The organism is Fibrella musci, from assembly GCF_041321105.1.
In the GTDB taxonomy this organism is placed as follows: Bacteria; Bacteroidota; Bacteroidia; order Cytophagales; family Spirosomataceae; genus Fibrella; species Fibrella musci.
Genome location: NZ_JBGGWD010000007.1, coordinates 401,863 through 428,732, shown reverse-complemented (window position 1 = coordinate 428,732; position 26,870 = coordinate 401,863). Strand labels below are relative to the sequence as shown.

The window sequence follows — 26,870 nt, the reverse complement described above, 5'->3', positions numbered from 1 at the left end:
TCTACGAAATTACTCGACTTTACGTACAATGGTCATGGCCGACGCGACAATACTCGACAGGTCGCCGAAATTGGCGGGCAAAATCAGCGTGTTGGTTGCCTTGGCCAGGTTGCCAAATTGCGCCACAGCCTGCTCGGCCACGCGTAGCTGCACGGCGCTGGCACCACCTTCTGCCTGAATGGCGAGGGCAATCTTCTGAATACTTTCGGCGGTGGCATCGGCTACCGATTTAATAGCTTCGGCTTGCCCGGCAGCTTCGTTGATCTGCCGCAGCCGTACCCCTTCCGACTCCAGCACCACTTTCTGCTTCTGTCCCTCGGCCACATTAATTGCCGATTGCTTTTGCCCTTCCGACTCCAGAATGACGGCCCGCTTCTCGCGCTCGGCCTGCATCTGCTTTTCCATGGCGTTGAGTACCGTCTGGGGCGGCGTGATATTCTTGATCTCATAACGCAGCACCTTTACCCCCCAGCCAATGGCGGCTTCGTCGATAGCGGCCACCACGGCCTGATTGATGGTCGTGCGCTCCTCGAACGTCTTGTCGAGCTCGATTTTACCCATCTCACTCCGCATGGTCGTCTGCGATAGCTGACTCACGGCAAACCGGTAGTCGCTGATACCGTACGACGCTTTCTGCGGGTCGATGATTTGGATGAAAATGACGCCATCGACACGTACCTGCACGTTGTCGCGGGTGATACAGATCTGCTCAGGAATATCCAGCGCCGTCTCTTTCAGGCTGTGTTTGTAGGCGACCCGATCCACGAACGGGATGATAAAATTGACGCCCGGCTGCAAAACGGCGAAGAATTTGCCCAGCCGCTCGACCACATACGCATTTTGCTGCGGTACCACTTTGACCGTCGAAAACACAACGACGAGCGCCAGTACAACGAGGGTAATAAAGAAGTAGCTCATGGAAAGCTGTTTGTTTAGGTTGACGGCGTAAACATAGACAGTGTAGCAGCAAGGAAAAATGAGCTAGGTTGAAAGGTAGGCCCGTCTGTGTAAGCGGTTAATCGGTGCGCATGAGCGGGCGGAAAATAGCGATCTCAGATCAGCTATTGTACCGATTAGATTTATTCTTTCTTTTGTCCGGTGATATATAAATAGTCTTATGAATCGACTTTACGTACTACTGCTGTTGAGTTTAGCCCCTTTGCTCACATTAGGGCAGGGCAAAAAGACTGCCATCACCGCTGACTTTCTGGGAAATACGATGGTTGGTGCCAATGTGCATCGCAATGTCGGTAAGGTGGTTAACTACATCGGCAGGCAGACAGGCTTCTACAGCGCCAGCCTGGGGCTTGGGTACGTTGTGGATGGGCTGTTTACACTGCCGCATGGGCTAACGGTCAATCTGGGTGCCAAAAGTAGCTATGGCGAAATCGGATATGCGGGTACGTACTTTTTTCGGTTTAGCAAGGAGGCCGAGGCGGTACCAGTTAGTACCAACAATGGCATACCCCTATGTGGGTGCGTAACGAAAGAAGCTGGCCCCAGCGAACGCCTTTATTTACCGGCCCTGCACCTGGGGTATCGGTATCAGGCAACCGGTGGGTTTGTCTTCCGGTTGTACGGGGCTGTAGGTATGACCAACAGTCGATTTTATGAAACGTTTCCCCGTGTGATGCCAGGTCTGTCAGCTGGTTGGTCGTTCTGATTACCTACGTGAAAACGGTCTTCAGCTTCTTTTCCAGGTCGGTTTCCAGTTTGAGCAGGCCTTCCTGATTGGGCAGGTACGTTAGCGCACGGTGATGGCGCAGGTCGAAGGGGATGTCGGCCACTGACTGCGTAATCGGGATGACGATTTTGCCCAATGTATGCGCCACGCCGGTTTCGTAGAAGACGTTGGGGTTCCGATCGGTGAAGTCGGTAATAACGGCGTGTGACGTAAAAATCAGGTCGAACACGTCCTGAATCAGAATGCTGTTTTCCCAGATGTCGTCGGCACGTTTGCACACGATGCCGAGCCGTTCACACACATTGCGGATAGCCTGATACGTACCGGCAAAGCGCCCCTCAAACGGCATCATCACCGACAGCACGTTGGTCTCGACGGCTTTATCGGGAATCTGAAACACATCGGGTACAAACCGGATCACTCGCTCAGGAATGGAACGGCGGTGCGTCGACACGAAATCGGTAACCACCTCGCGGGCTACCAGTTCAGCCTGTCGGATGGTGGGTTGGGCGGCCCTCGTTTTGCGATCGGCTATGTACTCGTCAAGAGTATCGAGGTGCTGCGGATTCAGGCTGATGAGTTTGAGCAGCACTTGCAGGCTGTTGCCATCGTAGTCGTCATCGTCAAAATCGAGGCTTCGCAGCAAGCGCGGATGATCTTCGATCAGATCGAGGCTGTCGGTGAGGTAAGCCAGTTTATACCAATCCATTTTGGTAAACTGCTCACGGACGAAATCGTGCAGGGCAAATAGGCGCTGCGTCTGTAGTTTCGTAGGTACAAACATACCGGGCTGGGTAAAGCTATATATTTCAAATGTGATATATTTTACAATTATATAATATAGTTGTGATATAAAGAAAAAGGGTTTGATGTTTGTCGTTTACCGTTTGACGTTGCCCGCGGAGTCCACACTAGTGAGAAACCGAGCAACGTCAAACGGTAAACGACAAACATCAAACCCTTCGCCTGCTTTACAATTGCCTCGAAATCACGAGTTTCTGAATTTCACTGGTGCCTTCGCCGATGGTGCACAGTTTGGCATCGCGGTAGAATTTTTCGACGGGAAAATCTTTGATATACCCGTAACCGCCCAGAATTTGCACGGCTTCGTTGGCCACACGCACCGCCGCTTCCGACGCAAATAATTTGGCCATCGCCGATACTTTCGTCACCGACTGATGGTTGTTTTTCAATTCAGACGCCTGCTCGATCAATAAGCGGCTGGCTTCGATATCGGTAGCCATATCAGCCAGCTTGAACGAGATACCTTGGAAATTGAAAATCGGCTGGCCGAATTGTTGGCGTTCGCGGGCATAGGCTAACGCCGCTTCGTAGGCACCCTGCGCAATGCCGAGGCTGAGGGCGGCAATGGAAATACGGCCACCGTCCAGAATTTTCAGCGACTGCACAAAGCCGTCACCCACCTCGCCCAGCCGTTGGCTGTCGGCAATACGGCAATCTTCGAAGATCATTTCGGCGGTTTCGGAAGCTCGCATACCGAGCTTATTTTCCTTTTTTCCACCTCTAAAACCCGGCGTGCCGCGTTCGACCACGAAAGCCGTGGCATTGCGGGGCGTGTTGGGCTCACCCGTGCGGGCAATCACAACGGCCACATCGCCCGACCGGCCGTGCGTAATGAAGTTTTTGGCTCCGTTCAGCAGCCAGTCGCCGTTGTCGAGCCGGACGGCGCGGGTGCGCATGTTGCCGGCGTCGGAACCCGTGTTGGGTTCGGTAAGGCCCCAGGCTCCCAGGTGTTGGCCTGTAGCCAGCCGGGGCAGGTACGTTTCCTTCTGCGCCTCGTTGCCAAACATCAGGATGTGATTGGTGCAGAGTGAATTGTGGGCAGCCATTGAGAGGCCAACGGCCCCATCTACTTTGGAGAGCTCCACAATGGCGGCCACGTACTCGTGGTAGCCGAGCCCCGCCCCGCCATATTGTTCTGGCACGAGCATACCCATCAGGCCGAGTTCGCCTAATTGATGGAAGACATCGACGGGAAAATGCTGGGTTTCGTCCCATTCGCTTACGTGTGGGGCAATGGCGCGCTGGGCGAAATCACGAACGGATTCACGAATCAACTGTACCGTGTCTGGTGAGTGAGTGGCCAATGGGTTTTGGACAATTTCAGTGGTCATAGGGCTGGTTTTCAAAAACCTAGTTATTGATGAAGAATCGGATAAGGTATATAGTATTAACGGAATTCAAAAGCCGTTGTTTTTGAAGGGCCTTTGGCAAAAAACAGGCCAGATGGTTAAAAATGTATTGTTCAGAATTATATAGTTTATTCCTTAAAAAATTCCATATTTAGTATGCCTTACCAGATTTAAACCGATTGCAATCGGTTCCATAAAAAAATGCTATAGGCCATTAAATCAGTGGCTTTTCAGGCAGAATAGGGCGATTCCCAAAAACATCTATTTTTGTAGCCGCTAGATGGTCATACCAAAAAAGTACAAAATCAGGTGTGGCCAGAACAGACATTGCAAGTCAATACGATATAATTCGTCTATATGAAAATAGCTGTAGTAGGTACGGGGTATGTGGGGCTGGTTACAGGCACCTGCTTCGCCGAAACCGGTAACCAGGTAACCTGCGTCGACATCGACGAACGTAAGGTTGAAAAACTCAACAATCGCATTATCCCCATTTATGAACCGGGTCTTGACGTACTGTTCTACCGCAACGTGGAAGAGGGGCGTCTCAAGTTCACGACGAATCTGGTAGAAGGGATCAAAGGTGCCGAGGTGATTTTCCTGGCCCTGCCCACGCCTCCGGGTGAAGATGGCTCGGCCGATCTGAAATACATTCTAGGGGTTGCCAACGACCTCGGTCCGATTCTGGAGCAGTATGCGGTTATCGTCGATAAGAGCACGGTGCCCGTTGGTACGGCTGAGAAAGTACACGCCGGGATTGCCAAAAACGCGAAGGTCGATTTCGACGTAGTATCAAACCCCGAATTCCTGCGGGAGGGTGTGGCCGTGGAAGATTTCATGAAGCCCGACCGCGTGGTCATCGGCACGAAGTCAGACAAAGCGAAGGCTGTTATGAACCGGTTGTACGCGCCGCTGGTGCGTCAGGGTAACCCCGTGATTTTCATGGATGAGCGCTCTGCCGAGATGACCAAATACGCCGCCAACGCGTTTCTGGCAACCAAGATTACGTTCATGAACGAAATCGCCAACCTGTGTGAGAAAGTAGGCGCCAACGTCGACGATATCCGCAAGGGCATCGGTACTGATAGCCGCATCGGCAAGCGTTTTCTGTTTGCCGGGATCGGATATGGTGGTAGCTGCTTCCCTAAAGACGTGCAGGCGCTGGCCAAAACGGCGCAGGAATATGACTATGATTTCCGGGTGCTGAAATCGGTCATGGACGTAAACGCCGGGCAGAAGAAGCGGCTGTTGCCCGTGATCAAGCAGCATTTTGGTGGCGACCTGAAAGGCAAAACCATTGCGATCTGGGGCCTGGCCTTCAAACCCTACACCGACGATATTCGGGAAGCACCTGCGCTCGATAACATCCGCGATCTGCTGGCTGAAGGTGCCAAAATCACGGCGTATGACCCCGAAGCGATGGAAAACGTGCGCAATATCCTGGGGAATCAGGTCACGTTTGCGCACACATCCTACGCTGCCCTCGATGACGCCGATGCGCTGGTGATCATGACCGAGTGGCCGATGTTCCGCACGCCGGAATTTGAGAAGATGAACCTGTTGCTCAAAAACAAAGTCATCTTCGACGGGCGTAATGTGTACGAACTCGATCAGATGCGCGAACTGGGCTATACGTACTATTCGATTGGCCGCGAAGCCGTAACGCATTAATTGGTAACGCAAAGGCGCGAAGGTTTCGCAACGATCGCGAGGAGAGATTAACTACTTATCTTCGCGACGTTAGCGCTATCCTTTGCGCCTTTTCGTACAAAAAACAGAACCATGAAACGAGTTTTAATTACTGGTGGGGCGGGGTTCCTGGGGTCGCACCTGTGTGATCGCTTTATCAAAGAGGGCTACCACGTGATCGCGATGGATAACCTCATCACGGGCGACATGCGGAACATCGAACACCTGTTCAAGCTGCCCAACTTCGAGTTTTATCACCACGACGTGTCGAAGTTCATCCACGTACCTGGCGAACTTGACTACATCCTGCACTTTGCCTCACCCGCCAGCCCGATTGATTACCTGAAAATTCCGATTCAGACACTGAAAGTGGGGTCACTGGGTATTCACAACTGCCTGGGTCTGGCTCGGGTGAAGAAAGCCCGCGTGCTGATTGCGTCGACGTCGGAAGTCTACGGTGACCCGAACGTACACCCCCAAAATGAAGATTACTGGGGTAACGTAAACCCGGTTGGGCCACGTGGCGTATACGACGAAGCTAAGCGTTTCCAAGAAGCCATGACAATGGCCTACCATACGTACCACGGCCTGGAAACCCGTATCGTTCGGATCTTCAACACTTACGGCCCCCGGATGCGCCTCAACGACGGCCGGGTACTGCCCGCCTTCATCGGACAAGCGTTGCGCGGTGAGGATCTGACGGTGTTTGGTGACGGCTCGCAAACGCGCTCGTTCTGCTACGTCGATGACCTCGTTGAGGGGATTTATCGGCTGCTCCTGAGCGACTATGCTTATCCGGTCAACGTGGGTAACCCCGCCGAGATCACGATCAAAGAGTTTGGCGAAGAGATTATCAAGCTGACAGGTACGTCGCAGAAGCTGGTATGCAAGCCCCTGCCGACCGACGATCCCAAACAACGCCGCCCTGACATTACGCGGGCGAAAGAACTGCTGGGCTGGGAGCCGAAAGTATCGCGGGAAGAAGGTCTGAAGATCACGTATGAGTACTTCAAGAGCCTGCCCGAAGAAGAGTTGTATGCGGCTGCTTACAACCGGGAATTTGTAAAAAAATAAGTAGCTATTGCGCCGATATCTATCTTTACGGCCGGTAAGGTCTACACGGACGATCCGGTGAGCCTACCCTTTAGCTGTCTTTAAAAACCTGCAAGCCTCTCGTTTGCAGGTTTTTTGTTGGTAATTCTAAACGCAAAGGCCGCCAAGGGTACGCGAAGAGCGCAAAGAACATAGTTACAGTTAGCAACCAGTACTATATTCTTCGCGCTCTTCGCGTACCCTTGGCGGCCTTTGCGTTCACTACTACACGGCGAGGATGTCTTTCTCTTTGGCTACGAAGGTTTCGTCGACGCGGGCGATGAAAGCATCGGTGAGCTTCTGCACGCGCTCTTCGCCCTGCTTCACGGCGTCTTCCGACACGCCTTCCTTCGTCAGTTTCCGAATGGCGTCGTTGGTGTCTTTCCGGATGTTACGCACGTTGACCTTGGCCACCTCGATCTCCTGCTTCACGCGCTTCACCAGATCGCGGCGGCGCTCTTCCGTCAGGGGCGGCACGCTCAGCCGAATCAGTTCGCCATCGTTCATGGGAGCGAGGCCAATGTTGCTGTTGCGAATGGCCTTCTCGATTTCACCGATCAGCTTTCGTTCGAACGGCTTGATGGCGATCGTGCGGGCGTCGGGTGTCGTGACCGAAGCCACGTTGCTGATGGGCGACAGCACCCCGTAGTATTCGACCTGAATGCCGCCAAGCATATCGGGCGATGCTTTTCCCGCCCGGATTTTGTTCAGTTCGATCGACAAATGCTTGAGCGCCTTTTCCATCGTCTCCTTCGCATCGTCAAGATATAACTCAATCTCTTCCATTTTTCTTTAAGTCTGGAAAGTCTTCTCTAAGTCTAGAAAGTCATTCGAAGGATAGTGCGGAGTCTGGAAAGTCGCTACTAGATAGTGAAAAGACGACTTTCCAGACTCCGCACTTGTGACTCTTATTCTGGTAAATCGACGGTGATTAACGTACCTACGTCTTCGCCCTGCGCGAGCCGGAGCAGACTACCGGTTTCGTTCATGTTGAAGACAATGATGGGCAGGTTGTTTTCCTGACAGAGCGTAAAGGCGGTGAGGTCCATCACGCTCAGCTTCTTTTCGTAAACATCCTGGAAGGTAATGTGCGTGTAGCGGGTGGCGGTCTTGTCTTTTACCGGGTCGGCCGTGTAGACGCCATCGACTTTGGTCCCTTTCAGCACCACGTCGGCTTCGATCTCGTTGGCGCGCAGGGCGGCGGTGCTGTCGGTGGTGAAGTAGGGGTTACCCGTACCGGCTCCGAAAATGACGATACGCCCTTTTTCAAGGTGCCGAATCGCCCGCCGACGCACGTAAGGTTCGCAGATTTGCTCCATCTTGATGGCCGACATCACGCGGGTGTACATGCCCTGCTTTTCGAAGGCACTTTGCAGGGCCATGGCGTTGATGACCGTCGCGAGCATACCCATGTAGTCGCCCTGCACCCGGTCGATACCCGAGCGCTCGCCCGATACGCCCCGGAAGATGTTACCACCTCCAATGACCACGGCGACCTGCACGCCCATATCAACAACCTGCTTAATTTCTTTGGCATAACGCTCCAGAATAACAGGGTCGATGTTGTAGCCATTAGGGCCAGCGAGCGCCTCGCCACTCAGCTTGAGCAGAATGCGTTTATATTTTAGTGGATCAGCCATATTACGGGGTTATCCGTGAAGAATTTTTTGCGGGGGCAAAGATAGAAGAAAGGGCCAAACGGATAATCCGGTAGCGCGCAAACGTACCTGTACTTTCCCGAAAAAGGCCTGAATGACCCACCATGTCTGATAAGCGCTATTTAAGTGATTTTTAAAACTGCAGCAGCACCTGACCTTTCTCGACCTTAATGGCCTGTACGGTGCCGTCGCCGGGGGCTTTGATCACGTTTTCCATTTTCATCGCTTCCAGAATCAGCACGGTGTCGCCCTTGCTGACCGTGTCGCCGGGCTGCACCGATATACCCACGATGAGGCCGGGCATCGGAGCCTTGATGTCGTTAACCTTGCTGGCGGCGGCGTTGCTGAAAGCAGGCGCATTAGCGATTAAATAAAATGGCGGTTACTGAACTAACTTGGCCCACTTTGATTTCGGCTGTGCTTTTGTCAATGTCGCCTTCGTACATAACGTCATTATACGTGTACGTACCCGAGTAGCCAACTGCGACTACCCATACGTACCATTTGTTATCTATATTGGCCTTGTAGGCTGCTTTGCCTTGTAAGTCAGTGACCAATTGAGCAAACGAAGTGTCTTTGCGACTACCAGTGAAGTAACTGCCAACCGTACCCAAAACGCTGACATGTATTCCCTGCAAAGGTTTACGGCTTTCGTCCACAACCAACATATCGATTTCTGTTGGTCCTACCTCCGGTTGAGGCGAGTTGTGTTTGCAGGCTGCTAGCAACACAAGCAGACCCATTACCCAACTCATGGTTTTCATAAAGTTTTGCCTTGATGACTGCCTGCTTTGGTAGATTGATCAGTATCCCACTAAAGCAGGCAGTCAATGATATTAACGAATCAAAACGATTTTTCCTGTCAGGATGCGCTTGTTGCTGACGCTGCGGACCACGAACGTACCTGAGTCTTGTCCCCGCATCGAGATTGGCTTATTATGCGTTTGACTTGCGCCCATCACCTTATTCGTGTACACCACCCGGCCCTGTAAATCCACGACCGTCAATTGAGCAACTTCCTGCGCGTCCAGTTGGAAAGTGCTGAATCACAAACGTGACCTGACTTTACCTATGATTAAGCGCCTAAGTCGTGGACTTAACGTCCCGATTTAGCGGCTTATCGGCACATACTAAAACTGCACCAGCACCTGCCCTTTCTCAACGCGAGCTCCTTTTTCGACCTTGATAGCCTGTACGGTGCCGTCGCCGGGGGCTTTGATCACGTTTTCCATTTTCATCGCTTCCAGAATCAGCACGGTGTCGCCCTTGCTGACCGTGTCGCCGGGCTGCACCGATATACCCACGATGAGGCCGGGCATCGGGGCTTTGATGTCGTTGACTTTGTTGGCGGCGGCGTTACTCATGCCCATTTTTTCGAGCAGCAGGTCGAAGCGGTCTTTCACCTGCACCTCATGGATGTTGCCGTTGATTTTCAGCCGAACGGTTTTCGTCGTTGCATCGATCGCCACAACCTCCACCGAATACGACTGATTGTCGCGGATAATGTGGTAGGTACGTTCGTTCAGCTTCGACAGGTCCCAGTTAAAAGGCTGGTCGTTGAGCGTAATGCCCGACGGGCTTAGGTCGATACGAACCGGTTCGGCGTTGTTGACGGAAGCAGTATACATGCGTTGTACGAGGTTCAAGGGCCAAAGTTGGCGTTGCAAGTAACAATGCCTTTAGCAATGTAGGGCAACCTTTGACCTTGGAATTGAACAGACAACTTATTTCTTGTTCACCAGATAAATGCCCAACAGGCTGATGGTGAGGCCAGCATATTGCTGGATATAGATGGTCTCGCCGTCGAAGAGACCCCACACGATCGCTACGACGGGGATCAGGTACGTTACCGAGGCGGCAAACACGCCCGATGCCAATTGAATAACCCGGTTGAACAGCACAGACGATACGCCCGACGCCATACCACCCAGAAACAGGATGGCACCCAGCGGAATTAGGGTATCGGTCTGCTGAGCGCGGCTCAGGAAATCGGTCGAGAGCAGGCTGATTCCCGCCACCGGGCCAATAAAGGCAAAGGTCCACGGAATGGCGACCAACGCGGGCAGGTGAGCCAGATACTTGGCAATCAGGTTGGTGTTGATCCCATACATGACCGTCGCCAGCATGACCAGCAGGGCGTACCCGTTGATCGAAAATGAGCCACTTCCGCCAAAAAAGACGAGAATCATGGAGCCGATAAAGCCCAACAAAATGCCCCAGACCTGATTGGCCCGAAACGTCTGTCCAAACACCAACGTACCCAGCAGCAACACAAACAAGGGGCTGAGGGAATTGAGCGTACCGGACAGGGCACTGCTGATGTGCGCCCCCGCTTCGGCAAAGAGAAAAGCAGGAAGCAGGTAACCCACCACGCCCGACACTAACAGCGCGACCCAGCGTTGGCGCAAGGCATCACGGACGTCGGGACGACGACTTTGAGTCAGTATCAGCGGCAGAAAAAACAGAAAGGCGAAGAAGATGCGGCCCGACGCAATCTGCTCCGAACTGAAGACCGCCAGCGCCTTCTTCATCATAATAAACGAACTCCCCCAGATCAGCGCAATGGTCGTCAGCAGCACCCACGCCAGCAGCGGACGCTTCTCTGTTTTGATGGTCGGCTCGTGAATCGTGGTGGTGGACATGGAAAGGGTTAGTGAATGCACAATGTATAATGAACGATGCACAATGGCGGGCCTATCGACTTATCGCTTAGGCGTCTATAACTGGGCGTTAGTGGTATGCCACCGAACCATCGTGCATCGTTCATTATACATTGTACATTTCCTCGTAGGCCTCGCTCACTTCATGCAGAATGCTCAATACCTCGTCGTGCGTGTCGACCAGCACCAGGCGGGTGCGGAAGGGCTTGAAATCGGGCAGGCCTTTGAAATAGTTGGCGTAATGGCGGCGCATCTCCACGATCCCCACGCGCGGGCCTTTCCAGCGCACCGAGAAATCGAGGTGTTTGCGGCAGGCTTCGATCCGATCCTGTACCGTTGGCGCAGGGCGGTGTTGGCCGGTGGCGATGTAATGCTTGATTTCGTTGAAAATCCACGGGTAGCCGATGCTTGCGCGGCCAATCATCACGCCATCGACGCCATACCGGTTTTTGTACTCCACCGCTTTTTCGGGCGAATCAATATCGCCGTTGCCGAAGATCGGGATCGTGATGCGCGGATTTTCTTTCACCCGGCCAATCAACGTCCAGTCGGCGTCGCCTTTGTAGAGTTGGGCGCGGGTACGTCCGTGAATGGTCAGGGCTTGAATACCGATGTCCTGCAACCGTTCGGCGACTTCCAGAATATTCTTGGTACCATCGTCCCAGCCGAGGCGGGTTTTTACCGTGACGGGCAGGTGCGTGGCGTCGACGACGGCCTTGGTCATCTGCACCATCTTCGGAATGTCCTGCAACAGCGCGGCACCGGCACCCCGGCACGCTACCTGTTTCACAGGGCAGCCGTAATTAATGTCGATGAGGTCGGGATTGGCGCGGGTGGCAATTTTGGCGCATTCGCCCATCGTCTGCACGTCGGAGCCAAACAGTTGAATGCCAATGGGCCGCTCGTATTCGAATATGTCGAGTTTCTGCACGCTTTTCGCCGCATCCCGAATCAATCCCTCCGATGAGATGAACTCGGTATACATCAAATCGGCGCCGTTTTCTTTACAAACCGCGCGGAATGGCGGGTCGCTGACATCCTCCATGGGCGCCAGCAACAACGGAAAATCGCTTAGTTCAATTGGGCCAATCTTTACCATAATCGCTGAATGTACAATGAGCAATGCGGTCCGCCGCTGCGGTACGATGCATAATGGCGTAACGCGAGACAGTATCGTTGTGGCTAACTGGTCATTGTGCATCATACCGCAGCGGCGGACCGCATCATTCATTGTACATTAATTCCACGAAATTAGTTTTTGGACGATTCGTAGATCGAACGCCCTGTGTGGTTCGCCGTGTCAGAAACAGACTGTAAATTTACCGGATATTATGACTGACCTGAACGCTTCGTATCGACTAACTCCCGAGCCGCAACCCCTGCGGTCGTTGCTTTTACTCATCGGTTTCATTTTGTTGGGCGGTGCTGTGGGCGGCGCGCTGGCGGTAGCGATTCTGGGTGTAGCCTCGGCAACGAGTGGTGGCGAGGTGACTATGATGGACGTCTTGCAGGCGCCCAACACCGTACCCAATGGCTGGTGGTGGCTGATGGCCGTGCAGTCGGTCAGTCACGTGTGCACATTTCTGCTACCGGCGTTGCTCTACTGGAAACTAATCGACCGGCGCGAGTTGGGGGCGTTAAGCTTTCGTCCAGCCAATCAGGTTAATCCGTTAAGCTGGCCGCTGGTAGTGGTGCTGGGCATCGCGTTTATGCCGTTCAATGGGCTGCTAATCGAATGGAATCAGCACATCAGCCTGCCCGATGCGCTGAAGCCCCTTGAGCAATGGATGCGTGAAAAGGAAGATCAGGCCGCCGAACTGACTAAATTTCTGACTGATTTCCGCACCGTACCGCAGCTACTCCTGGCGATCATCGTGATTGGGGTGCTGCCCGCCATCGGCGAAGAAGTGCTGTTTCGGGGTGTACTCCAGCGGAAATTCATTGTCTGGACGGGCAACATTCACGCAGGCATCTGGCTGGCCGCAGCAGTGTTCAGCGCCATTCACGTGCAGTTCTACGGCTTTGTGCCCCGCATGTTGCTGGGGGCTCTGTTCGGCTATCTGTATGTGTGGTCGGGCAATTTGTGGGTGCCCATTCTGGCTCACTTTGTGAACAACGGTTTCACGGTGTTCATGTACTTTTTGTACCAGAACAATTACACCAGCCTGAACGTAGACGATACCGAATCGGTACCGGCTACAATGGCGATTGCCTCGTTGCTGGTGTCGGTAATTTTGCTGGTTGTTTTCCGAAAACAAAACGGCAGTCGGCAGCCAATTGAGTTATAGGCAGTAGGGAATCGGCGCTGAAGCACTTACCCGTAAAACAGATCAGAACGCCGCAGCCGACTGATACGCACGAATTGTATGAATAAAGATTGGGAGAAGGTACTAACCACGAAACTGCCTCATCAGGCGGCGCTAGCCAAAGCGAAGCTGGCCGAGCAGGACATCGACGCGGTGATTATCAATAAACAGAGTAGTGCATATCCGATGTTCGGCATGCACGAAGTATACGTACCTGTAAAAAACGCCATCATCGCCCGCCTGATTATCGAGCATGAGACAACAAATAGCTAGCATGTCCAACCTGCAACAACGCGTGATCGCCGCGATTGTTGGAGTGGCCACCATCTTGTTTTGCCTGTATTACAGCGTTTACACCTTTGCGCTGCTCTTTCTGGTAATCAGCGCCCTGACGCAGATCGAATTCTACAAACTACTGGGTCTCGACGGCAATCAGCCGCTCACCTATTACGGCACGGTGGTGGGCTGCCTTATCAGCGTGCTGACGTTTCTGGTTGAAACGGGGATCGTGCAGGAGTCGGCCTATTACCTCATCAGTCCGGCGTCGTCGATGATTTTTCTGATCAAGCTGTACAAGAAGAAAGACATGAAGCCCTTCACCAACATCGGCTTCACCTTCCTGGGTATCATCTACGTGGGCGTGCCGTTTGCGCTGCTGAATGTATTGGCCCTGCGCACGGGTGTTTACCAGCCTAACGTGGTGCTGGGTTGCCTGCTGCTGCTGTGGGCGTCGGACATCGGTGCCTATTTCGCCGGTACTAAGTTTGGTCGCCGCAAGCTGTTTGAGCGGGTTTCGCCTAAAAAATCGTGGGAGGGCAGCATCGGTGGTGCCGTCGCGGCCGGGATCGTAGCGCTTGGCCTGACGGTCTACGCCAACGAATTGCCCGCCTGGCAATGGTACTGCATCGGGGCCATCATCGTGGTGACGGGTACGTATGGCGATCTGGTCGAATCGCTGTTCAAGCGCAGCATTGCCATCAAAGATTCGGGCACGAGCATCCCCGGTCACGGCGGCTTCTTGGACCGTTTCGACGGGCTTTTGCTGGCTGCTCCGTTTATCCTAACATTCCTTAAATTGTTCGCTTAAACCACCGTTTGCAACCGCAGGTACGTTTACTTTGTTAAGGTGTAGTTGGTCTGAAGGGCTGAAAACGAAGGCCTAATGCCCATTTAATGGCGCTGATCGACAACCAGACTATTATTGCAACGCTCGACAGGTCTGTGGGGTCTTGCTGTTACTTATGAATCAATCGATTGCACGCTATATAGGTTGTTTACTGCTGCTACTGAGCCTGCTGGGTACGTTCTCCGACGCCCTCGCGCAGGGGCAGGACAGCCAGATTACCTTCACGGGGATCATTACGGGCGGTAAAAACAGCGAACCCCTGCCGCTGGCCCGCATCTTTATCCCCCGCGCTGGCAAGGGTGTGCTGTCGGCCTCCAACGGTTATTTTGCCCTGCCCGTTTACCCCGGCGATAGCGTGATTTTTAGCTACGTGGGCTACAAAACGCAGTACCACATTATTCCGCGCCGCCTTACCGAACAAACCTATTCGGCCGTTGTTGCTTTGCAGGAAGACGTAAAGCTGCTGTCGGAAGTGAAAGTTTATCCGTACCCGACGGAAGAGTTATTCAAGCAGGCGCTCATCAACATGAAACTGCCCGATCAGAAAGACCGGGATGCATTGGCCAAGAACACCGATGCGCAGGCGCTATTGCGCGCCTCAGCGGCTACGCCCATGGGAGCGCTTTCGAACCACCAGTACTTCATGAATCAGCAGTTTCTGGGTCGGGAGTCGTTTGCCAATCGGGGTTCGGTCACTACTTTCCCGTTCCTGAACCCATTTGCGTGGGCCAACTTTATCAAGTCGGTGAAGCGGGGCGATTTCAACACGAAGGAGTACCGGCAGGGCCTGAACAACGCGCCGCCGGAGAACATCCGGCGCGACGACATTATGAAGAACTAGGCTGTCTGCCGATTCATCTTCTGATCGTCTCTATTCCACGTAGTCCAACTCTTTGCCGTAGGTCTCTTCGAGCGTAGTCAGCGACCAGGCGGCGAGGCCGAAACAAACCGCACCGACAAGCGCGGCGGCTCCCAACGGCCCTAGAGCAGGAACGGTTTTCAGCGATTGATAAGCCGGAATCGACAGCAGTGTCGTTGCCCGTACATTATTGGCGACAGAAGTAGTGGCCGTAGCCCGCAGGTTGGTACCGAAGCTTTCGGCCGTTACGGTCAGGAACATGGCGATATAGCCAATGCCGAAGCCGAGCAGGCCGCAGACGAGGTAAAATAGCGCCGCCGAGCCAATGAGCCCCGACAGGTAGACGATCACGAAGACACCTGTAAAGGCCATCATCCAGCCAATAGCCCCCCGCCGCGACTTCAGCCACTGACTGAATACCCCGCTGAACAGATCGCCCGCCACCATGCCGATGTAGGTGTACATCACGCATTTGCCGGGAATGATGGCCTCCGTGATCCCCAACGCTTTGCCAAACTCATTGCCAAACGTGGCTAGCAGCCCGATCACAAAGTAGGTAGGGAGCGAAATGCCCATGCAGCGCAGATAGCGCAGAAACCGATCGCGGTTTGCGAAGAAAGCGCCGAAGTTACCCCGCCGGACAGTCGTTTGCTGCACCTGCCGGAACATGCCCGATTCGAACACGCTCACGCGAAGCAGCAACAAGACCAGCCCCAGCCCGCCGCCAATCAGGTACGTTAGCCGCCAGTTACCCGACGCGCTCACGGTCAGGAAAGCCGCCACGGCACCCAGCAATCCAACCCCGGCGACGACACTCGTGCCATAACCGCGCAACTGTCGGGGCAGGATTTCGCTCACCAGTGTAATGCCTGCACCCAGTTCGCCCGCCAGCCCGAGCCCCGCCAGGAACCGCAGCCACGCATAGGTGTCGGCCGACTGAACGTACCCACAGGCGATATTGGCCAGCGAGTAGGTGATGATCGAACCAAACAGCACCGATAACCGGCCTCGTTTATCGCCCAGAATGCCCCATAGAATGCCGCCCAGCAGCAAACCCGCCTGCTGAAAATTGTAGATGCGCCCTCCAATGAGCGAAATATCCTTCTCGCTCAATCCCAACTCGGTCAGGCTGGGAACCCGCACGATGTTGAACAGCAACAGGTCGTAGACGTCGACAAAATAGCCAAGCGCCGCCACCAATACGGGCAGGCTCAGCACGGTGCGTAGGGGAGAGATCTGCATAGAAAGGGGGAAATAACGAATGCACAATGTACGATGAACAATGTATAATGGGCTGACGCGTGGGTATTCCTGCGTCAGCCCATTATACATTGTTCATCGTACATTGTGCATTCAGTACGGTACGCTACATATTAATCGCCCGGTTGTCGGTAGCGGCCAGACAGGCCTCTTTGAAGGCTTCAGTATAGGTCGGGTGGGCGTGCGACATCCGGCTGATGTCTTCAGCGGAAGCGCGGTACTCCATCGCCACAACGGCTTCGCCTATGATGTCGGCGGCGCGGGGGCCAATGATATGCACACCCAGGATCTCGTCGGTCTCTTTGTGGGCCAGCACTTTCACCAGGCCATCAACATCCATCGACGCCCGGGCGCGGCCCAGCGCTTTGAACGGGAATGTACCCAGCTTATAAGGCACGGCCTTGGTTTTCAGCTCCTCTTCGGTATAGCCTACCGCCGCCACTTCGGGCCAGGTGTAGACCACATTCGGAATGAGCACGTAATTGACGTGGGGCTTCTGCCCGGCGATGGTTTCGGCAATGAATACGCCTTCTTCTTCGGCTTTGTGGGCCAGCATCGCGCCCCGGATCACGTCGCCCAGCGCGTAGATATGCGGTACTTTTGTCCGCAGGTGGTCATCTACCTCGACTTTGCCCCGCTGATCGGTCGCCAGGCCAGCCGCTTCCAGATTCAGGCCATCCGTGTAAGGCCGACGGCCTACTGATACCAGGCAATAGTCGCCCGTCAGGGTAATTTGCTCGCCTTTCGGCGTATCAACGCTCACGACTACCTCGTTACCCGTATTCTCGACTTTCGTGACTTTGTGATTGAAGTAGAAGTCGGCACCCAGCTTTTTCACGGCTTTCTGCAACTCTTTCCCCATCGTCTTGTCCATGGTCGGAATCATCGAATCGGCAAACTCAACGAACGAGACTTTGGCCCCAATCCGCGCGTAAACCGATCCGAGTTCGGCCCCGATAACCCCCGCGCCAATGATGATCAGGTGCTTGGGAACCTCAGGCAGCTTCAACGCTTCGGTGCTGGTGATGACGCGCTGTTTGTCGATCGGCATCGAGGGGAACGAAAGCGGCTTTGACCCCGTAGCGATCACGATGTTTTTCCCACTGATCGTCTCCTCACCGCTGCCGTCCGACTTCACGATTTTCACCGTATTGGCATCGACAAACGAGCCCATGCCGTAATAGGTATCGATCTTATTTTTCTTCATCAGGAAGGCAATGCCCTTCGTCGTCTGATCGACCACGTCCTGCTTCCGCTTAATCATCTGCGGCAGATCGACGGCCAGTTGATCGAGCTTGATGCCGTGCTCGGCAAACGTGTGGCTGGCGTTGTAAAAATGCTCCGATGAGTCGAGCAGGGCTTTGGAGGGGATACATCCCACGTTGAGGCAGGTGCCGCCCAGGGCGTTGTATTTCTCGATGATGGCTGTTTTCAGCCCAAGTTGAGCGCAACGGATGGCGCCCGTGTAGCCGCCCGGCCCCGAGCCGATGACAATAACGTCGTATGCTTGCATGGAATTCTGAATTGTCTCGTACGAATTGACGCGTGAAGTAACGTCCTGTTTGACAACAGTAATAGCGTTATAAAAATTTTCTCACGCTTTAGGCCGCTTAAACGTGGCCAGGATATGTGACGTGGCTGAGCCGCTGTCGAACACGCCGACACTTTTGGTCTCGATGGGAACGAGCGATATCAACTCCCAGCCTTGCTCGCCGAAGCCATTTAGCTTATCCTGAAAGTCGCCTAGTTCATCCATTTGGAAGCGAAACGATAGGTATTCCCACATAGTCATAAAACAGTTTGACGTTTGAAGTTTGTCGTTTAAAGTTATGGCCATAGCGTAGGCAACAACGTTAAACGACAAACCCCAAACGTCAAACTGGTAATTTAAATGCCCAACAAAATACGGGTCGGATCTTCGAGCAGTTGCTTCACGCGAACCAGGAAGCTAACCGATTCTTTGCCGTCGATGATGCGGTGGTCATAGCTGAGGGCTACGTACATGATCGGCCGAACAACGATCTCGCCATTCACGACAACGGCCCGCTCCACGATGTTGTGCATCCCCAGAATGGCCGACTGCGGCGCGTTGATGATCGGCGTTGAGAGCATCGACCCGAAAATGCCGCCGTTGGTGATCGTAAACGTACCCCCCTGCATCTGTTCGATGGTCAGCTTGTTGTCACGCGCCAAACCCGCGAGCCGGATGATTTCCTTCTCGATACCGTCGAAGGATAGCTGCTCGGCGTTGCGAATGACGGGTACCACCAGACCGCGTTCCGACGACACCGCGATTGAAATGTCGCAGAAATCGTTGTACACCATCTGATCGCCGTCGATCATGGCGTTCACCGCCGGGAACTCCTGCAACGCGATGCAGACCGCCTTGGTGAAGAACGACATGAAGCCGAGGCCCACGGCGTGCTTCTCTTTAAACTTGTCTTTGTACTTGGCGCGCAGATCCATGATCGGCTTCATGTCGACCTCGTTGAAGGTCGTCAGCATGGCCGTTTCGTTTTTCACGGCAACCAGGCGGCGGGCAATCGTTTTCCGCAACGAGGTCATTTTCTCGCGGCGCTGGGTACGTTGGCCGGTACGGTCCGGCGATCCGGCAGCGCTCGGAGTTTGAGGCGCGGGAGCTGGCGCTGCTGGCTTCGTTGGGGGGGCGGGCTGAGCCGGAGCCGGTTGCGGAGCAGGCGCGGTGCTTGCCTTTTGGGCGTCTTCTTTCGTGATCCGGCCACCAACGCCAGTACCAGCTACCTGCGCGGGTTCAACGCCTTTTTCGGCCAGAATTTTGGCGGCAGCGGGCGACGGGTAATTGGCGGCGTAGCTACCATTGCTGCTGCCGTTAGCGGCCTGTGGCTGGGCAGCCGGGGCGGCTGGTGCCGACGTACCTGACGGCTGAGCTGCCCCCGTTGACGCACTGGCTTCGATGCGGGCAATGGTCGCGCCGATGGGCAGTGTCTGGCCAGCTTCGGCGACAATGCGCAACGTACCTGCGGCTTCGGCGGGTAACTCAAACGTGGCTTTATCCGACTCCAGTTCGCAGAGGGTTTCGTCCATCGACACGCTGTCGCCGTCTTTTTTGCTCCAGGCGGCAATGGTCACTTCGGTGATCGACTCACCAACAGCCGGAATTTTTACTTCGATGGTGCTGGCAGCCGTTGAGGACTGCGTTGGTGCAGCGGCCGGTTCGGCCACGGCCTGTACGGCAGGCTGCGGCTCGTCGGCTGGTTTCGCCGGGGCCGGTTCCGCTTTGGCTGGTTCAGCCTTGGGGGCGTCTGCCGCCGGGGCTGAGGGGGCGGCGCCTGCGGCATCGATGGTGCAGATGGTCGCGCCAATGGGCAGCACATCGCCGGCCTGCGCCATAATGTGCAGCACACCTTCGGCTTCCGCCGGTAGTTCAAACGATGCTTTGTCGGAATCGAGCGTGCAAAGCACTTCGTCGACCTTCACCGAGTCGCCCTCTTTCTTCAACCATTCGCCTACCGTTACCTCCGTGATTGACTCACCTACAGCGGGCACTTTTACTTCAATAGCAGCCATTTTATGTGTTTGGAAGGGTTTTCAGTGGTCCGTTTTCAGTTGCGTTGGGCTTCCTGATCGCACCGTTGCCGAACAATGTGTTTTCGTTAATAAGCGAAACAACAAAATTCCTCCTGTAACAGGCAAGCGCAGCGGGAAAAAACACAACTGAAAACAGACCGCTAAAAACTGAACAACTCGTTTTATTCAAAAGCTTTCGCAACTAACTCGTTCTGCTCCTGCGTGTGCACTTTCGCAAAGCCGGTAGCGGGCGACGAAGCCGACTCACGACCGATGTAGCGGAGGTTACGCTCCCGCATCCGGCGCAGCATAAACGACCAGTAACCCATGTTTTCCGGCTCTTCCTGCACCCATACCAGCTCGGGCTTCTTGTATTGGCTCAGGGCGGCGTCGAGCTGCTTCACCGGAATCGGATACAGTTGCTCCATCCGAACGATCGCCACGTCGTCGCGCTTGTCGGCCTGTTGCTTGTCGAGCAGATCGTAGTAGACCTTGCCCGAGCAAAGCAGTACGCGCTTCACCTTTTTGGGGTCGGCGTAGGTATCGCCGATCACTTCGCGGAACGTACCTGAGGTCAGCTCGTCGATTGACGAAATGGCCTGCGGATGGCGCAGCAGCGATTTGGGCGACATGATCACCAACGGCTTACGGAACTCCCAAGCCAGTTGCCGACGCATCGCGTGGAAGATGTTGGCCGGTGTAGTGATGTTGGCCACCACCATGTTGTTTTCGGCGCAAAGTTGCAGGTAACGTTCGGGGCGGGCGTTTGAGTGCTCGGGGCCCTGGCCTTCGTAGCCGTGGGGCAACAGCATCACCACGCCGTTCTGAATACCCCACTTCGATTCACCCGCCGCAATGAACTGATCAATCATAACCTGGGCGCCGTTGGCAAAGTCGCCAAACTGCGCTTCCCAGATCACCAGCGCGTGCGGCGCGGCCATCGAGTACCCATATTCAAAACCCAGCACGCCGTATTCCGACAGCAGCGAGTTGTAAATCTGGATGGGCAGCTGCCCCTCCTGAATGTGGTTGAGGGGCGTATAGAGTTTGTTGTTGGTCGAGTCGTGCAACACGGCGTGGCGGTGGGAGAACGTACCCCGCTGCACATCCTGTCCGCTCAACCGGACCACTTTATTTTCAAGCAGAATCGAGCCGTAAGCCATCTGCTCCGCCACCGACCAGTTGACCATCTTCGTGTCGAAGATCATCTTCTTGCGGTCAGCCAGCAGCTTTTCGATCTGCTTCAGCGGCTTGAACCCTTCGGGAACCGTTACCAGCGCCTGCCCGATTTTCTCGATCGTCTCGGGCGAAATACCCGTTTGCGGCGATTGATCGAAGTCTTCCGGCTTAGCATAACGCAGGGCCGCCCATTGCTGATCGAGACGCAGCGGTTTGTAGGGCAAACCAGGTTTCTGCTTCACCATGTCGAGGCGATCCTGCAGGAGCTTCTTGAACTCCGCATCCATCCGGCCGGCCAGTTCGGCGTCCACGTCGCCGCGCTCAATCAGCAGTTTGCTGTACAGTTCGCGGGGGTTGTTGTGCTTCTCGATGACCGAGTACATCGTCGGTTGCGTAAACTTCGGCTCATCCGACTCATTGTGGCCGTACCGACGGTAGCATACCATATCGATAAACACGTCGCGCTTGAACATCTCGCGGAATTCAACGGCCAGTTTGGCGCAGAAAATTACCGCCTCGGGGTCGTCGCCGTTGACGTGAAAAATCGGTGCGTCGATGATCTTGGCCACGTCGGAACAATAGATCGACGAGCGGGCGTCATCGAAGTCGGTGGTGAAGCCAACCTGGTTGTTGATCACAAAATGCAACGTACCCCCGGTCTGGTAGCCGGGCAGTTTGGCCATCTGCGTTACCTCATACACAATACCCTGACCAGCCACGGCTGCGTCGCCGTGAATGAGAATCGGCATGATCTTGGCAAAATCACCGGCGTATTCTTCGTCGGCCTGCGCCCGCACAAACCCTTCGACGACCGGGTTAACGGCCTCCAGGTGCGACGGGTTCGGGGCCAGCTTCACGCTGATTTCCTTGCCCGCGGGCGTCTTGGTCAGGCTTGAGTAGCCAAGGTGGTATTTTACGTCGCCATCGCCGTGTACCTGCGACGGCACGCTGCCTTCGAACCCATCAAAAATGGCTTCGTAGGATTTACCCAGAATGTTGGTCAGCACGTTGAGCCGACCCCGGTGGGCCATCCCGATCATCACTTCCTCAACGCCCAGATCGGCCGCGCGGCTTATAATGGCATCAAGGGCGGGAATGGTCGTTTCGCCGCCTTCGAGCGAGAAACGCTTTTGGCCTAGGTATTTGGTGTGCAGGAAGTTCTCGAAAATACTCGCTTCATTCAGCTTTTCCAGAATCCGCTTTTTCTCGGCGGGCGTGGGGCTAAACGTCAGCGCTTCTTTTTCGATCTTGTTCCGCAGCCAGTTTTTAACGTCGATCTCGCGGATATACATGTACTCGAAGCCAATGCGGCCTGCGTAGATGGTTTCCAGCGACTCCATGATTTTACGCAGGGTGGCGGCACCAATACCGAGTAGCTTTCCGGCTTCAAACGTAGTGTCCAGATCGGCTTCCGACAGCGCGTAGTCGGCCAGACTTAGGCGGGGGTTACGGTCCTTACGTTGACCAATCGGGTTTGTTTTCGCCAAGAGGTGCCCGCGTGACCGATACGCTTTGATCAGGCTGGCGACTGATACTTCCTTTTCACTGTGTTTGGCATCAACGGGTACGGTTTGAGCGGCAGAGGCCACGCCGTTGGTGCCATTACCGTTCCCGTTGGCGGCATGTTCGCCATAGGCTAACGAGAACTCAAAGCCTTTAAAAAACTGCTGCCAACTGGTGTCGACCGAGGCGGGATCCTGCTTATACGACTGGTATAGCTGGTCGATATAAGCCGCATCGGAGTTGGCTACATATGAATACTGGTCCATGATTGGTTGCAACGCGCTGTTTAACCGACAAAGGTAAGGTAAAGCCTACGAATGGGTGGATACAACACTTGTTTTTATCCAACTTATGATCGGCACGAAGGCCTTTTTACGCATACAACCCTATTTAGGTGGAATTAGTTAGTAAGTGGCCCGCTGTTCTGGGCGATTCCTGCAATGACCGACAGGGGTTAAACGTTAACGAGTTTGATGCGACCAGATAAGGCCGGTAACGCTTTCGCACTGAGCTAATTCGTCAGGTTAATCTAGCCGTTGGGTAGATAAGCTAAGCGAATAGTGCAGAATAGGAACGTTATTCTGGCCCAAATTTGGCGTACTTAGCCGCTGTTCGTCCGACTATATGAAACAACTCTTCATACTGCTGTTGCTGCTTTACTCAACAACAGGTTGTGAGCCGTTCAATTTAGAGCGCAAAAATTTTGCTGATTGCAAGGCGCCTTCGGCCACCGTTGCCACCACCATCAACCGGCTTCAGGTCAACGTTACGCTGACCAACCCCAACCAGGAGTTCCGCACGGTCGAATGGGATTTTGGCGACGGCCGCAGCCTGCCACAGACCGGCACAAAAGCGGCTTATCTGTACGAACGCCCCGGCACCTATACCGTGCGGGCCAAACTCACCACACTGTGCAGCCAGACCGCCACGTCGTCGCGTACGGTCAACGTTACCGAATAAAAAGGGGGCTGCCCGTCGGAACCGACTAGCAACGTACCCACATCTACTCCCACGAACTGTTCGTCACTATGCCATCATCCTTACTTTATTCGGGCTTACTGCTGTTTGCTGCCTGTCTGATCGCGCTGGGCGCGTCGGCGCAGGGGCGGGTCAGCAATGTCCGTATGCGTGCCCTTAATCAACAGTCGATCGAGGTGTTGTATGACTTGCGGAATAGCCAGCCTACTGATTCGGTCTATATGCGTCTGCAGCGCCGCAACGGAAAGCTGATTGTACCCAGCCGGGCCTATGTCAGCGGCGACACGGGCATGCGGCAGACCGACGGGCGCGACCGGCGCATTGTCTGGAATCTGCGCCGCAACGGCTATACCCTGCGTGAAGAGTTGCGGGCGCTGGTGTTTGTGAAGCAACTGGGACTGCATGGAAACCCCATCATCGCCGACGTACCTGAGAAACGGACCAAAGAACCGCGTCGTCGGCCCGTCGAGCCCGATACCGTCTCCGCCGAGAATCGCCCGTATCGCGGCCCTGGTTGGGCCCTATTGTCGGCACTGGCGCCGGGTATCGGGAATATATTCGTGCAAACGCCCCGGCCCAAGGTGGGGTTGCGACCGCTTGTCACGGTGGCAGCTTATGGCCTGCTGATCTACGGGGCCGGGCAACAGGGTGAAGCCGCGCAGGCCTACGAAAACTACGAACTGTCGGGTAGCAATGACGTGGGCGAACCGTTCTACCAGCAAGCCAACGCGGCCCATCAGCGTTATTATATTGCCACACGGGCCGCCGCCGCGATCTGGGTTGCCGACATTGCTCTCACGGTACTGCGGGGTATCAAAAACCAGCGAGCCGACAAGCGTGGTCAGGCGGTGAGCGTCAATCTGTCGTATCAGGCCAACGTACCTGTTGCCGTTGTGCGTTATTCTTTTTAGCCATCATGCGTACGCTACTTTCTTTAAGCTACTTTCTGCTGATCACCGCCGTCGCCGTAGGGCAGAAAGCGCCCATTGTTTCGTCGGCCAGTAACTGGGCTGTGCTGGTCATCACACCCACTGATACCGTTGCCAAAGCCGGTAGCGAGGCGGTGGCGTCTGGTAAAACCAAATCGTCGAAAGCCACCCGGAATAAGGCAAAAACCACCACACCTTTACCGGCTCCGGTTGCCCCGGCCCCGGCTACCGAGCCGGTAAAGGTTGCGGAGACATCGGTGCCGGAGAAAACCCCCGCCGAACGTACCCCGCTGCCCAAACCATCTGCGGCGCCCAAAGGGACGTCGCGGTCGTTTCTGGAAACGTTTGCCGATAACCACAATGGCTGGCTGACAGGTCGCCGCAACGGTTTTGAACTCGAACTGGCCGACGACAACAGCTACTACATCCGCAGCCAGCGGCCCGTTGATAACGGGCAGAGTCTGGCCCGGCCCGGCCGCAGTTATATTAAACTGCCCGATAATCTGAACCTGAACCGGGCCGATACCTTCACGGTGTCAGTAGAAATGGTGATGCCGCCGGGTATCGCTCCCGATGCCGGTCTGCTCATCGGGGTGAAAGACACAAGCAATTACTGCCAGTTTCGGCTGCTTGATAAAAACAAAGTAGCGCTCTATACCCGCGTCAACGGTACATCACAGGCGGGGTACATGGCAGGCAAACCTACGCTGGCCAAGGTGCCCATCGATGTCAAGCGCAACACGCTGACGATCCGCCGAACGGGCGACCAACTGCACTTTTATATCAACGGGCGTGAGGTCGAAGACAGCCCGCATCCATTCAAGCCCTTTAAAGGCAATGGCGTCGGGTTCATCAGCTACGCCAATGCCGTAAAATTCCAGTACCTGACCGTGCAGTTAGGGAAATAGGTTCAAAGTCCAAGCGATCCGCCGCTCCGGGTCCAACATTGTCCCCAATTCTATTCCCTGATTCGGTCGCCGTTGCGGTCGATGTCGTAGCTGTTCCCGTTGATGCTGACGCGCGCCCGGCCGTCGTTATAGACTTCGATGGCGTCGTAAACGGGGAGCACCATCCAGCGTCCCTTGCGCCATAGGCCCCATTGCCCATCTTTTTTGGCGGGCCGCTCGCCATATTGCCCTACGTCGTTCAGTAATTCGTCGTATGGCTGATCACGCGGCGAGGTCGTTGTCGATGGGCGTACCGGTTCATTGGCGCGTGTATCCGGCACGGGGGTTGCATTCGTTGTCCGGCGTTTCTTCTTCGGACGGCGACTAGCGCGTTCATCCGGCTGGGTACGTTCTGCGCGCGCCACTGAGTCGACCCGATCGGTGGTCGCCTGCTTCTCTTCGCTCGGCGATTTTCCACTTTTTATCAGGAAAATGACGAAGCCAATGAGCCCGCCCGCAATCAACAAAGCAAAGAGCATGTCGCGCAGGCCGGTGGACCCCGCAGGTTGGGGAGGCGTCGGTGCTGCAACCGGCGGCGGTGGGAGCGGAGCGGTAGTAGCGACCGCCGGTTGCTTCGGGTTGTTTTCCCACCAGACGAGGTGCCGCCAGTCGGTCGAGGTGAGTTTGTCGCGCAGGGTTGCTCCGGTCGGCTCGGTTTCGGATGCGTAAAAATTGTCGCGCAGGTATGCCAGTACGGCTTCGGCCAGTTTGGCCTCGTCGTAATCGATAGTGCGAAACAGGGTGCGAATCACCGCTGCCGGAATATGTTCCTTATAATCGTCTAAACTATGACGCACCTTTTGGCGCATCACCTCGGCAGCATCGGGCGTAGAAACTGGCGGAGGCGTCGGCTCGGTCGAACGCGTGGGCGCAACGGGCTGAACCGGATGCGGTGTCGATTCGGCGTCGGGAAGCTGGGCCAGGATACGGGGCACCCATTGTTCCGTCACAAACGACCGCGATAGCCCCAACCGCTCGGCTTCAAGCGCAAAACCGCCAATCTGCACGTCGGAAAGTCGTTTTTGCGTATCGGTGGCAATTTTTCGGATGACCGCCTGTAAATCCAGAATTTTGCTGAACTGCGCGTTGAGTGGGCGAGCCACGTCGTCTACCAGCCGCAGGAAATCGGTGATACCCAGGTCGCGCGCTTCGGTGGGCAGTCCGGTCCGGTTCCATTGCCAGTCGGCGATGTTGCCTTCGTGTAAAACCAGTTCGTTCTTGATGCGTTCGCGTAATTCGTCCAGCGACATAGGTATAATGGGGCCGTCAAGCGGAGGCAATCGGGTTGCCCGACCGTTTGG

At 55.0% G+C, this 26,870-nt stretch carries 26 protein-coding genes and 1 pseudogene; 10 read left to right on the top strand and 17 right to left on the bottom strand.

Translation table 11 applies throughout. The annotated features are described in order from the left end of the window. Nucleotides 1–9: 9 nt before the first annotated feature. Nucleotides 10–918, bottom strand: a complete 909-nt coding sequence (locus ACAW74_RS23805; RefSeq protein WP_370700750.1) for an SPFH domain-containing protein — start codon at nt 916–918, stop codon at nt 10–12. 199 nt (nt 919–1,117) lie between these two features. On the opposite strand from ACAW74_RS23805, the gene ACAW74_RS23800 reads away from it, so the two are divergent. After that, nucleotides 1,118–1,663 (top strand): hypothetical protein, encoded by a 546-nt coding sequence (locus ACAW74_RS23800; RefSeq protein ID WP_370700749.1) that lies wholly within the window; start codon nt 1,118–1,120, stop codon nt 1,661–1,663. Nucleotides 1,664–1,667: 4 nt separating this feature from the next. Here the strand turns inward: ACAW74_RS23800 and ACAW74_RS23795 are convergent, their stop codons facing one another. Both ACAW74_RS23795 and ACAW74_RS23790 read right to left on the bottom strand, forming a co-directional pair. After that, a complete protein-coding gene (locus ACAW74_RS23795) occupies nt 1,668–2,468 on the bottom strand; it encodes a hypothetical protein (RefSeq protein WP_370700748.1) in 801 nt (266 codons plus the stop codon). Nucleotides 2,469–2,655: 187 nt separating this feature from the next. Continuing rightward, entirely contained in the window at nt 2,656–3,819 is a 1,164-nt protein-coding gene (locus ACAW74_RS23790; protein ID WP_370700747.1) for an acyl-CoA dehydrogenase family protein, read from the bottom strand. A gap of 375 nt (nt 3,820–4,194) precedes the next feature. On the opposite strand from ACAW74_RS23790, the gene ACAW74_RS23785 reads away from it, so the two are divergent. Both ACAW74_RS23785 and ACAW74_RS23780 read left to right on the top strand, forming a co-directional pair. Then, nucleotides 4,195–5,508, top strand: a complete 1,314-nt coding sequence (locus ACAW74_RS23785) for a UDP-glucose dehydrogenase family protein (protein ID WP_370700746.1) — start codon at nt 4,195–4,197, stop codon at nt 5,506–5,508. Nucleotides 5,509–5,619: 111 nt separating this feature from the next. Continuing rightward, a complete protein-coding gene (locus ACAW74_RS23780) occupies nt 5,620–6,600 on the top strand; it encodes a UDP-glucuronic acid decarboxylase family protein (RefSeq protein WP_370700745.1) in 981 nt (326 codons plus the stop codon). A gap of 243 nt (nt 6,601–6,843) precedes the next feature. On the opposite strand, the gene frr is transcribed toward ACAW74_RS23780, so the two are convergent. The 8 genes and pseudogenes from frr to dusB form a co-directional block, all read right to left on the bottom strand. Next, complete coding sequence (frr, locus tag ACAW74_RS23775; protein WP_370700743.1) at nt 6,844–7,404, bottom strand: ribosome recycling factor; 561 nt, start codon at nt 7,402–7,404, stop codon at nt 6,844–6,846. Nucleotides 7,405–7,526: 122 nt separating this feature from the next. Next, a complete protein-coding gene (gene pyrH / locus ACAW74_RS23770) occupies nt 7,527–8,258 on the bottom strand; it encodes a UMP kinase (RefSeq protein ID WP_370700742.1) in 732 nt (243 codons plus the stop codon). A 151-nt stretch (nt 8,259–8,409) separates the two neighbouring features. Continuing rightward, nucleotides 8,410–8,625, bottom strand: a pseudogene (locus ACAW74_RS23765) (biotin/lipoyl-containing protein); the annotation flags it as partial. Between the two features lie 10 nt (nt 8,626–8,635). After that, nucleotides 8,636–9,040, bottom strand: coding sequence for a hypothetical protein (locus ACAW74_RS23760; RefSeq protein ID WP_370700741.1), 405 nt, complete (start codon nt 9,038–9,040; stop codon nt 8,636–8,638). 72 nt (nt 9,041–9,112) lie between these two features. Beyond that, on the bottom strand, nt 9,113–9,307 hold the full coding sequence (locus ACAW74_RS23755) for a T9SS type A sorting domain-containing protein (RefSeq protein WP_370700906.1): 195 nt from the start codon (nt 9,305–9,307) through the stop codon (nt 9,113–9,115). A 99-nt stretch (nt 9,308–9,406) separates the two neighbouring features. Continuing rightward, the gene (locus tag ACAW74_RS23750; RefSeq protein ID WP_370700740.1) at nt 9,407–9,904 is read right to left on the bottom strand and encodes an acyl-CoA carboxylase biotin carboxyl carrier protein subunit; all 498 of its coding nucleotides are present in this window, start codon (nt 9,902–9,904) and stop codon (nt 9,407–9,409) included. Between the two features lie 96 nt (nt 9,905–10,000). Next, nucleotides 10,001–10,918 (bottom strand): DMT family transporter, encoded by a 918-nt coding sequence (locus tag ACAW74_RS23745; RefSeq protein ID WP_370700739.1) that lies wholly within the window; start codon nt 10,916–10,918, stop codon nt 10,001–10,003. Between the two features lie 124 nt (nt 10,919–11,042). Continuing rightward, entirely contained in the window at nt 11,043–12,035 is a 993-nt protein-coding gene (gene dusB / locus ACAW74_RS23740; protein WP_370700738.1) for a tRNA dihydrouridine synthase DusB, read from the bottom strand. 232 nt (nt 12,036–12,267) lie between these two features. On the opposite strand from dusB, the gene ACAW74_RS23735 reads away from it, so the two are divergent. The 4 genes from ACAW74_RS23735 (at nt 12,268) to ACAW74_RS23720 (ending at nt 15,209) form a co-directional block, all read left to right on the top strand. After that, nucleotides 12,268–13,224: a CPBP family intramembrane glutamic endopeptidase gene (locus ACAW74_RS23735; RefSeq protein ID WP_370700737.1), complete on the top strand. Its 957-nt coding sequence runs from the start codon at nt 12,268–12,270 to the stop codon at nt 13,222–13,224. A 78-nt stretch (nt 13,225–13,302) separates the two neighbouring features. Beyond that, nucleotides 13,303–13,515, top strand: a complete 213-nt coding sequence (locus tag ACAW74_RS23730; protein WP_015330903.1) for a hypothetical protein — start codon at nt 13,303–13,305, stop codon at nt 13,513–13,515. Continuing rightward, nucleotides 13,496–14,329 (top strand): phosphatidate cytidylyltransferase, encoded by an 834-nt coding sequence (locus ACAW74_RS23725; protein WP_370700736.1) that lies wholly within the window; start codon nt 13,496–13,498, stop codon nt 14,327–14,329. Before ACAW74_RS23730 ends, ACAW74_RS23725 begins: the two co-directional genes overlap by 20 nt. A 154-nt stretch (nt 14,330–14,483) precedes the next feature. Further along, nucleotides 14,484–15,209, top strand: coding sequence for a carboxypeptidase-like regulatory domain-containing protein (locus ACAW74_RS23720; RefSeq protein WP_370700735.1), 726 nt, complete (start codon nt 14,484–14,486; stop codon nt 15,207–15,209). A gap of 30 nt (nt 15,210–15,239) precedes the next feature. Here the strand turns inward: ACAW74_RS23720 and ACAW74_RS23715 are convergent, their stop codons facing one another. The 5 genes from ACAW74_RS23715 to ACAW74_RS23695 form a co-directional block, all read right to left on the bottom strand. Beyond that, nucleotides 15,240–16,469 (bottom strand): MFS transporter, encoded by a 1,230-nt coding sequence (locus tag ACAW74_RS23715; RefSeq protein ID WP_370700734.1) that lies wholly within the window; start codon nt 16,467–16,469, stop codon nt 15,240–15,242. Between the two features lie 124 nt (nt 16,470–16,593). Continuing rightward, the gene (lpdA, locus tag ACAW74_RS23710) at nt 16,594–18,000 is read right to left on the bottom strand and encodes a dihydrolipoyl dehydrogenase (protein WP_370700733.1); all 1,407 of its coding nucleotides are present in this window, start codon (nt 17,998–18,000) and stop codon (nt 16,594–16,596) included. Between the two features lie 81 nt (nt 18,001–18,081). After that, nucleotides 18,082–18,273 (bottom strand): DUF4177 domain-containing protein, encoded by a 192-nt coding sequence (locus tag ACAW74_RS23705; RefSeq protein WP_370700732.1) that lies wholly within the window; start codon nt 18,271–18,273, stop codon nt 18,082–18,084. A 101-nt stretch (nt 18,274–18,374) separates the two neighbouring features. Then, nucleotides 18,375–20,033, bottom strand: coding sequence for a 2-oxoglutarate dehydrogenase complex dihydrolipoyllysine-residue succinyltransferase (odhB, locus tag ACAW74_RS23700; protein WP_370700731.1), 1,659 nt, complete (start codon nt 20,031–20,033; stop codon nt 18,375–18,377). 182 nt (nt 20,034–20,215) lie between these two features. Continuing rightward, nucleotides 20,216–22,981, bottom strand: coding sequence for a 2-oxoglutarate dehydrogenase E1 component (locus ACAW74_RS23695; protein WP_370700730.1), 2,766 nt, complete (start codon nt 22,979–22,981; stop codon nt 20,216–20,218). A 358-nt stretch (nt 22,982–23,339) separates the two neighbouring features. Between ACAW74_RS23695 and ACAW74_RS23690 the strand changes: the two genes are divergently transcribed. The 3 genes from ACAW74_RS23690 (at nt 23,340) to ACAW74_RS23680 (ending at nt 25,530) form a co-directional block, all read left to right on the top strand. Next, complete coding sequence (locus ACAW74_RS23690; RefSeq protein ID WP_370700729.1) at nt 23,340–23,675, top strand: PKD domain-containing protein; 336 nt, start codon at nt 23,340–23,342, stop codon at nt 23,673–23,675. Between the two features lie 68 nt (nt 23,676–23,743). After that, the gene (locus ACAW74_RS23685; protein WP_370700728.1) at nt 23,744–24,604 is read left to right on the top strand and encodes a hypothetical protein; all 861 of its coding nucleotides are present in this window, start codon (nt 23,744–23,746) and stop codon (nt 24,602–24,604) included. Between the two features lie 5 nt (nt 24,605–24,609). After that, complete coding sequence (locus tag ACAW74_RS23680) at nt 24,610–25,530, top strand: LamG-like jellyroll fold domain-containing protein (protein ID WP_370700727.1); 921 nt, start codon at nt 24,610–24,612, stop codon at nt 25,528–25,530. A gap of 50 nt (nt 25,531–25,580) precedes the next feature. Here the strand turns inward: ACAW74_RS23680 and ACAW74_RS23675 are convergent, their stop codons facing one another. After that, nucleotides 25,581–26,819, bottom strand: a complete 1,239-nt coding sequence (locus ACAW74_RS23675; RefSeq protein WP_370700726.1) for a WG repeat-containing protein — start codon at nt 26,817–26,819, stop codon at nt 25,581–25,583. Nucleotides 26,820–26,870 lie beyond the last annotated feature (51 nt).

Bases quoted from the DNA above. Each gene is read 5' to 3' on its own strand.
- ACAW74_RS23805 (WP_370700750.1), bottom strand. From the start codon at position 918: ATGAGCTACTTCTTTATTACCCTCGTTGTACTGGCGCTCGTCGTTGTG.
- ACAW74_RS23800 (WP_370700749.1), top strand. From the start codon at position 1,118: ATGAATCGACTTTACGTACTACTGCTGTTGAGTTTAGCCCCTTTGCTC.
- ACAW74_RS23795 (WP_370700748.1), bottom strand. From the start codon at position 2,468: ATGTTTGTACCTACGAAACTACAGACGCAGCGCCTATTTGCCCTGCAC.
- ACAW74_RS23790 (WP_370700747.1), bottom strand. From the start codon at position 3,819: ATGACCACTGAAATTGTCCAAAACCCATTGGCCACTCACTCACCAGAC.
- ACAW74_RS23785 (WP_370700746.1), top strand. From the start codon at position 4,195: ATGAAAATAGCTGTAGTAGGTACGGGGTATGTGGGGCTGGTTACAGGC.
- ACAW74_RS23780 (WP_370700745.1), top strand. From the start codon at position 5,620: ATGAAACGAGTTTTAATTACTGGTGGGGCGGGGTTCCTGGGGTCGCAC.
- frr (WP_370700743.1), bottom strand. From the start codon at position 7,404: ATGGAAGAGATTGAGTTATATCTTGACGATGCGAAGGAGACGATGGAA.
- pyrH (WP_370700742.1), bottom strand. From the start codon at position 8,258: ATGGCTGATCCACTAAAATATAAACGCATTCTGCTCAAGCTGAGTGGC.
- ACAW74_RS23760 (WP_370700741.1), bottom strand. From the start codon at position 9,040: ATGAAAACCATGAGTTGGGTAATGGGTCTGCTTGTGTTGCTAGCAGCC.
- ACAW74_RS23750 (WP_370700740.1), bottom strand. From the start codon at position 9,904: ATGTATACTGCTTCCGTCAACAACGCCGAACCGGTTCGTATCGACCTA.
- ACAW74_RS23745 (WP_370700739.1), bottom strand. From the start codon at position 10,918: ATGTCCACCACCACGATTCACGAGCCGACCATCAAAACAGAGAAGCGT.
- dusB (WP_370700738.1), bottom strand. From the start codon at position 12,035: ATGGTAAAGATTGGCCCAATTGAACTAAGCGATTTTCCGTTGTTGCTG.
- ACAW74_RS23735 (WP_370700737.1), top strand. From the start codon at position 12,268: ATGACTGACCTGAACGCTTCGTATCGACTAACTCCCGAGCCGCAACCC.
- ACAW74_RS23730 (WP_015330903.1), top strand. From the start codon at position 13,303: ATGAATAAAGATTGGGAGAAGGTACTAACCACGAAACTGCCTCATCAG.
- ACAW74_RS23725 (WP_370700736.1), top strand. From the start codon at position 13,496: ATGAGACAACAAATAGCTAGCATGTCCAACCTGCAACAACGCGTGATC.
- ACAW74_RS23720 (WP_370700735.1), top strand. From the start codon at position 14,484: ATGAATCAATCGATTGCACGCTATATAGGTTGTTTACTGCTGCTACTG.
- ACAW74_RS23715 (WP_370700734.1), bottom strand. From the start codon at position 16,469: ATGCAGATCTCTCCCCTACGCACCGTGCTGAGCCTGCCCGTATTGGTG.
- lpdA (WP_370700733.1), bottom strand. From the start codon at position 18,000: ATGCAAGCATACGACGTTATTGTCATCGGCTCGGGGCCGGGCGGCTAC.
- ACAW74_RS23705 (WP_370700732.1), bottom strand. From the start codon at position 18,273: ATGTGGGAATACCTATCGTTTCGCTTCCAAATGGATGAACTAGGCGAC.
- odhB (WP_370700731.1), bottom strand. From the start codon at position 20,033: ATGGCTGCTATTGAAGTAAAAGTGCCCGCTGTAGGTGAGTCAATCACG.
- ACAW74_RS23695 (WP_370700730.1), bottom strand. From the start codon at position 22,981: ATGGACCAGTATTCATATGTAGCCAACTCCGATGCGGCTTATATCGAC.
- ACAW74_RS23690 (WP_370700729.1), top strand. From the start codon at position 23,340: ATGAAACAACTCTTCATACTGCTGTTGCTGCTTTACTCAACAACAGGT.
- ACAW74_RS23685 (WP_370700728.1), top strand. From the start codon at position 23,744: ATGCCATCATCCTTACTTTATTCGGGCTTACTGCTGTTTGCTGCCTGT.
- ACAW74_RS23680 (WP_370700727.1), top strand. From the start codon at position 24,610: ATGCGTACGCTACTTTCTTTAAGCTACTTTCTGCTGATCACCGCCGTC.
- ACAW74_RS23675 (WP_370700726.1), bottom strand. From the start codon at position 26,819: ATGTCGCTGGACGAATTACGCGAACGCATCAAGAACGAACTGGTTTTA.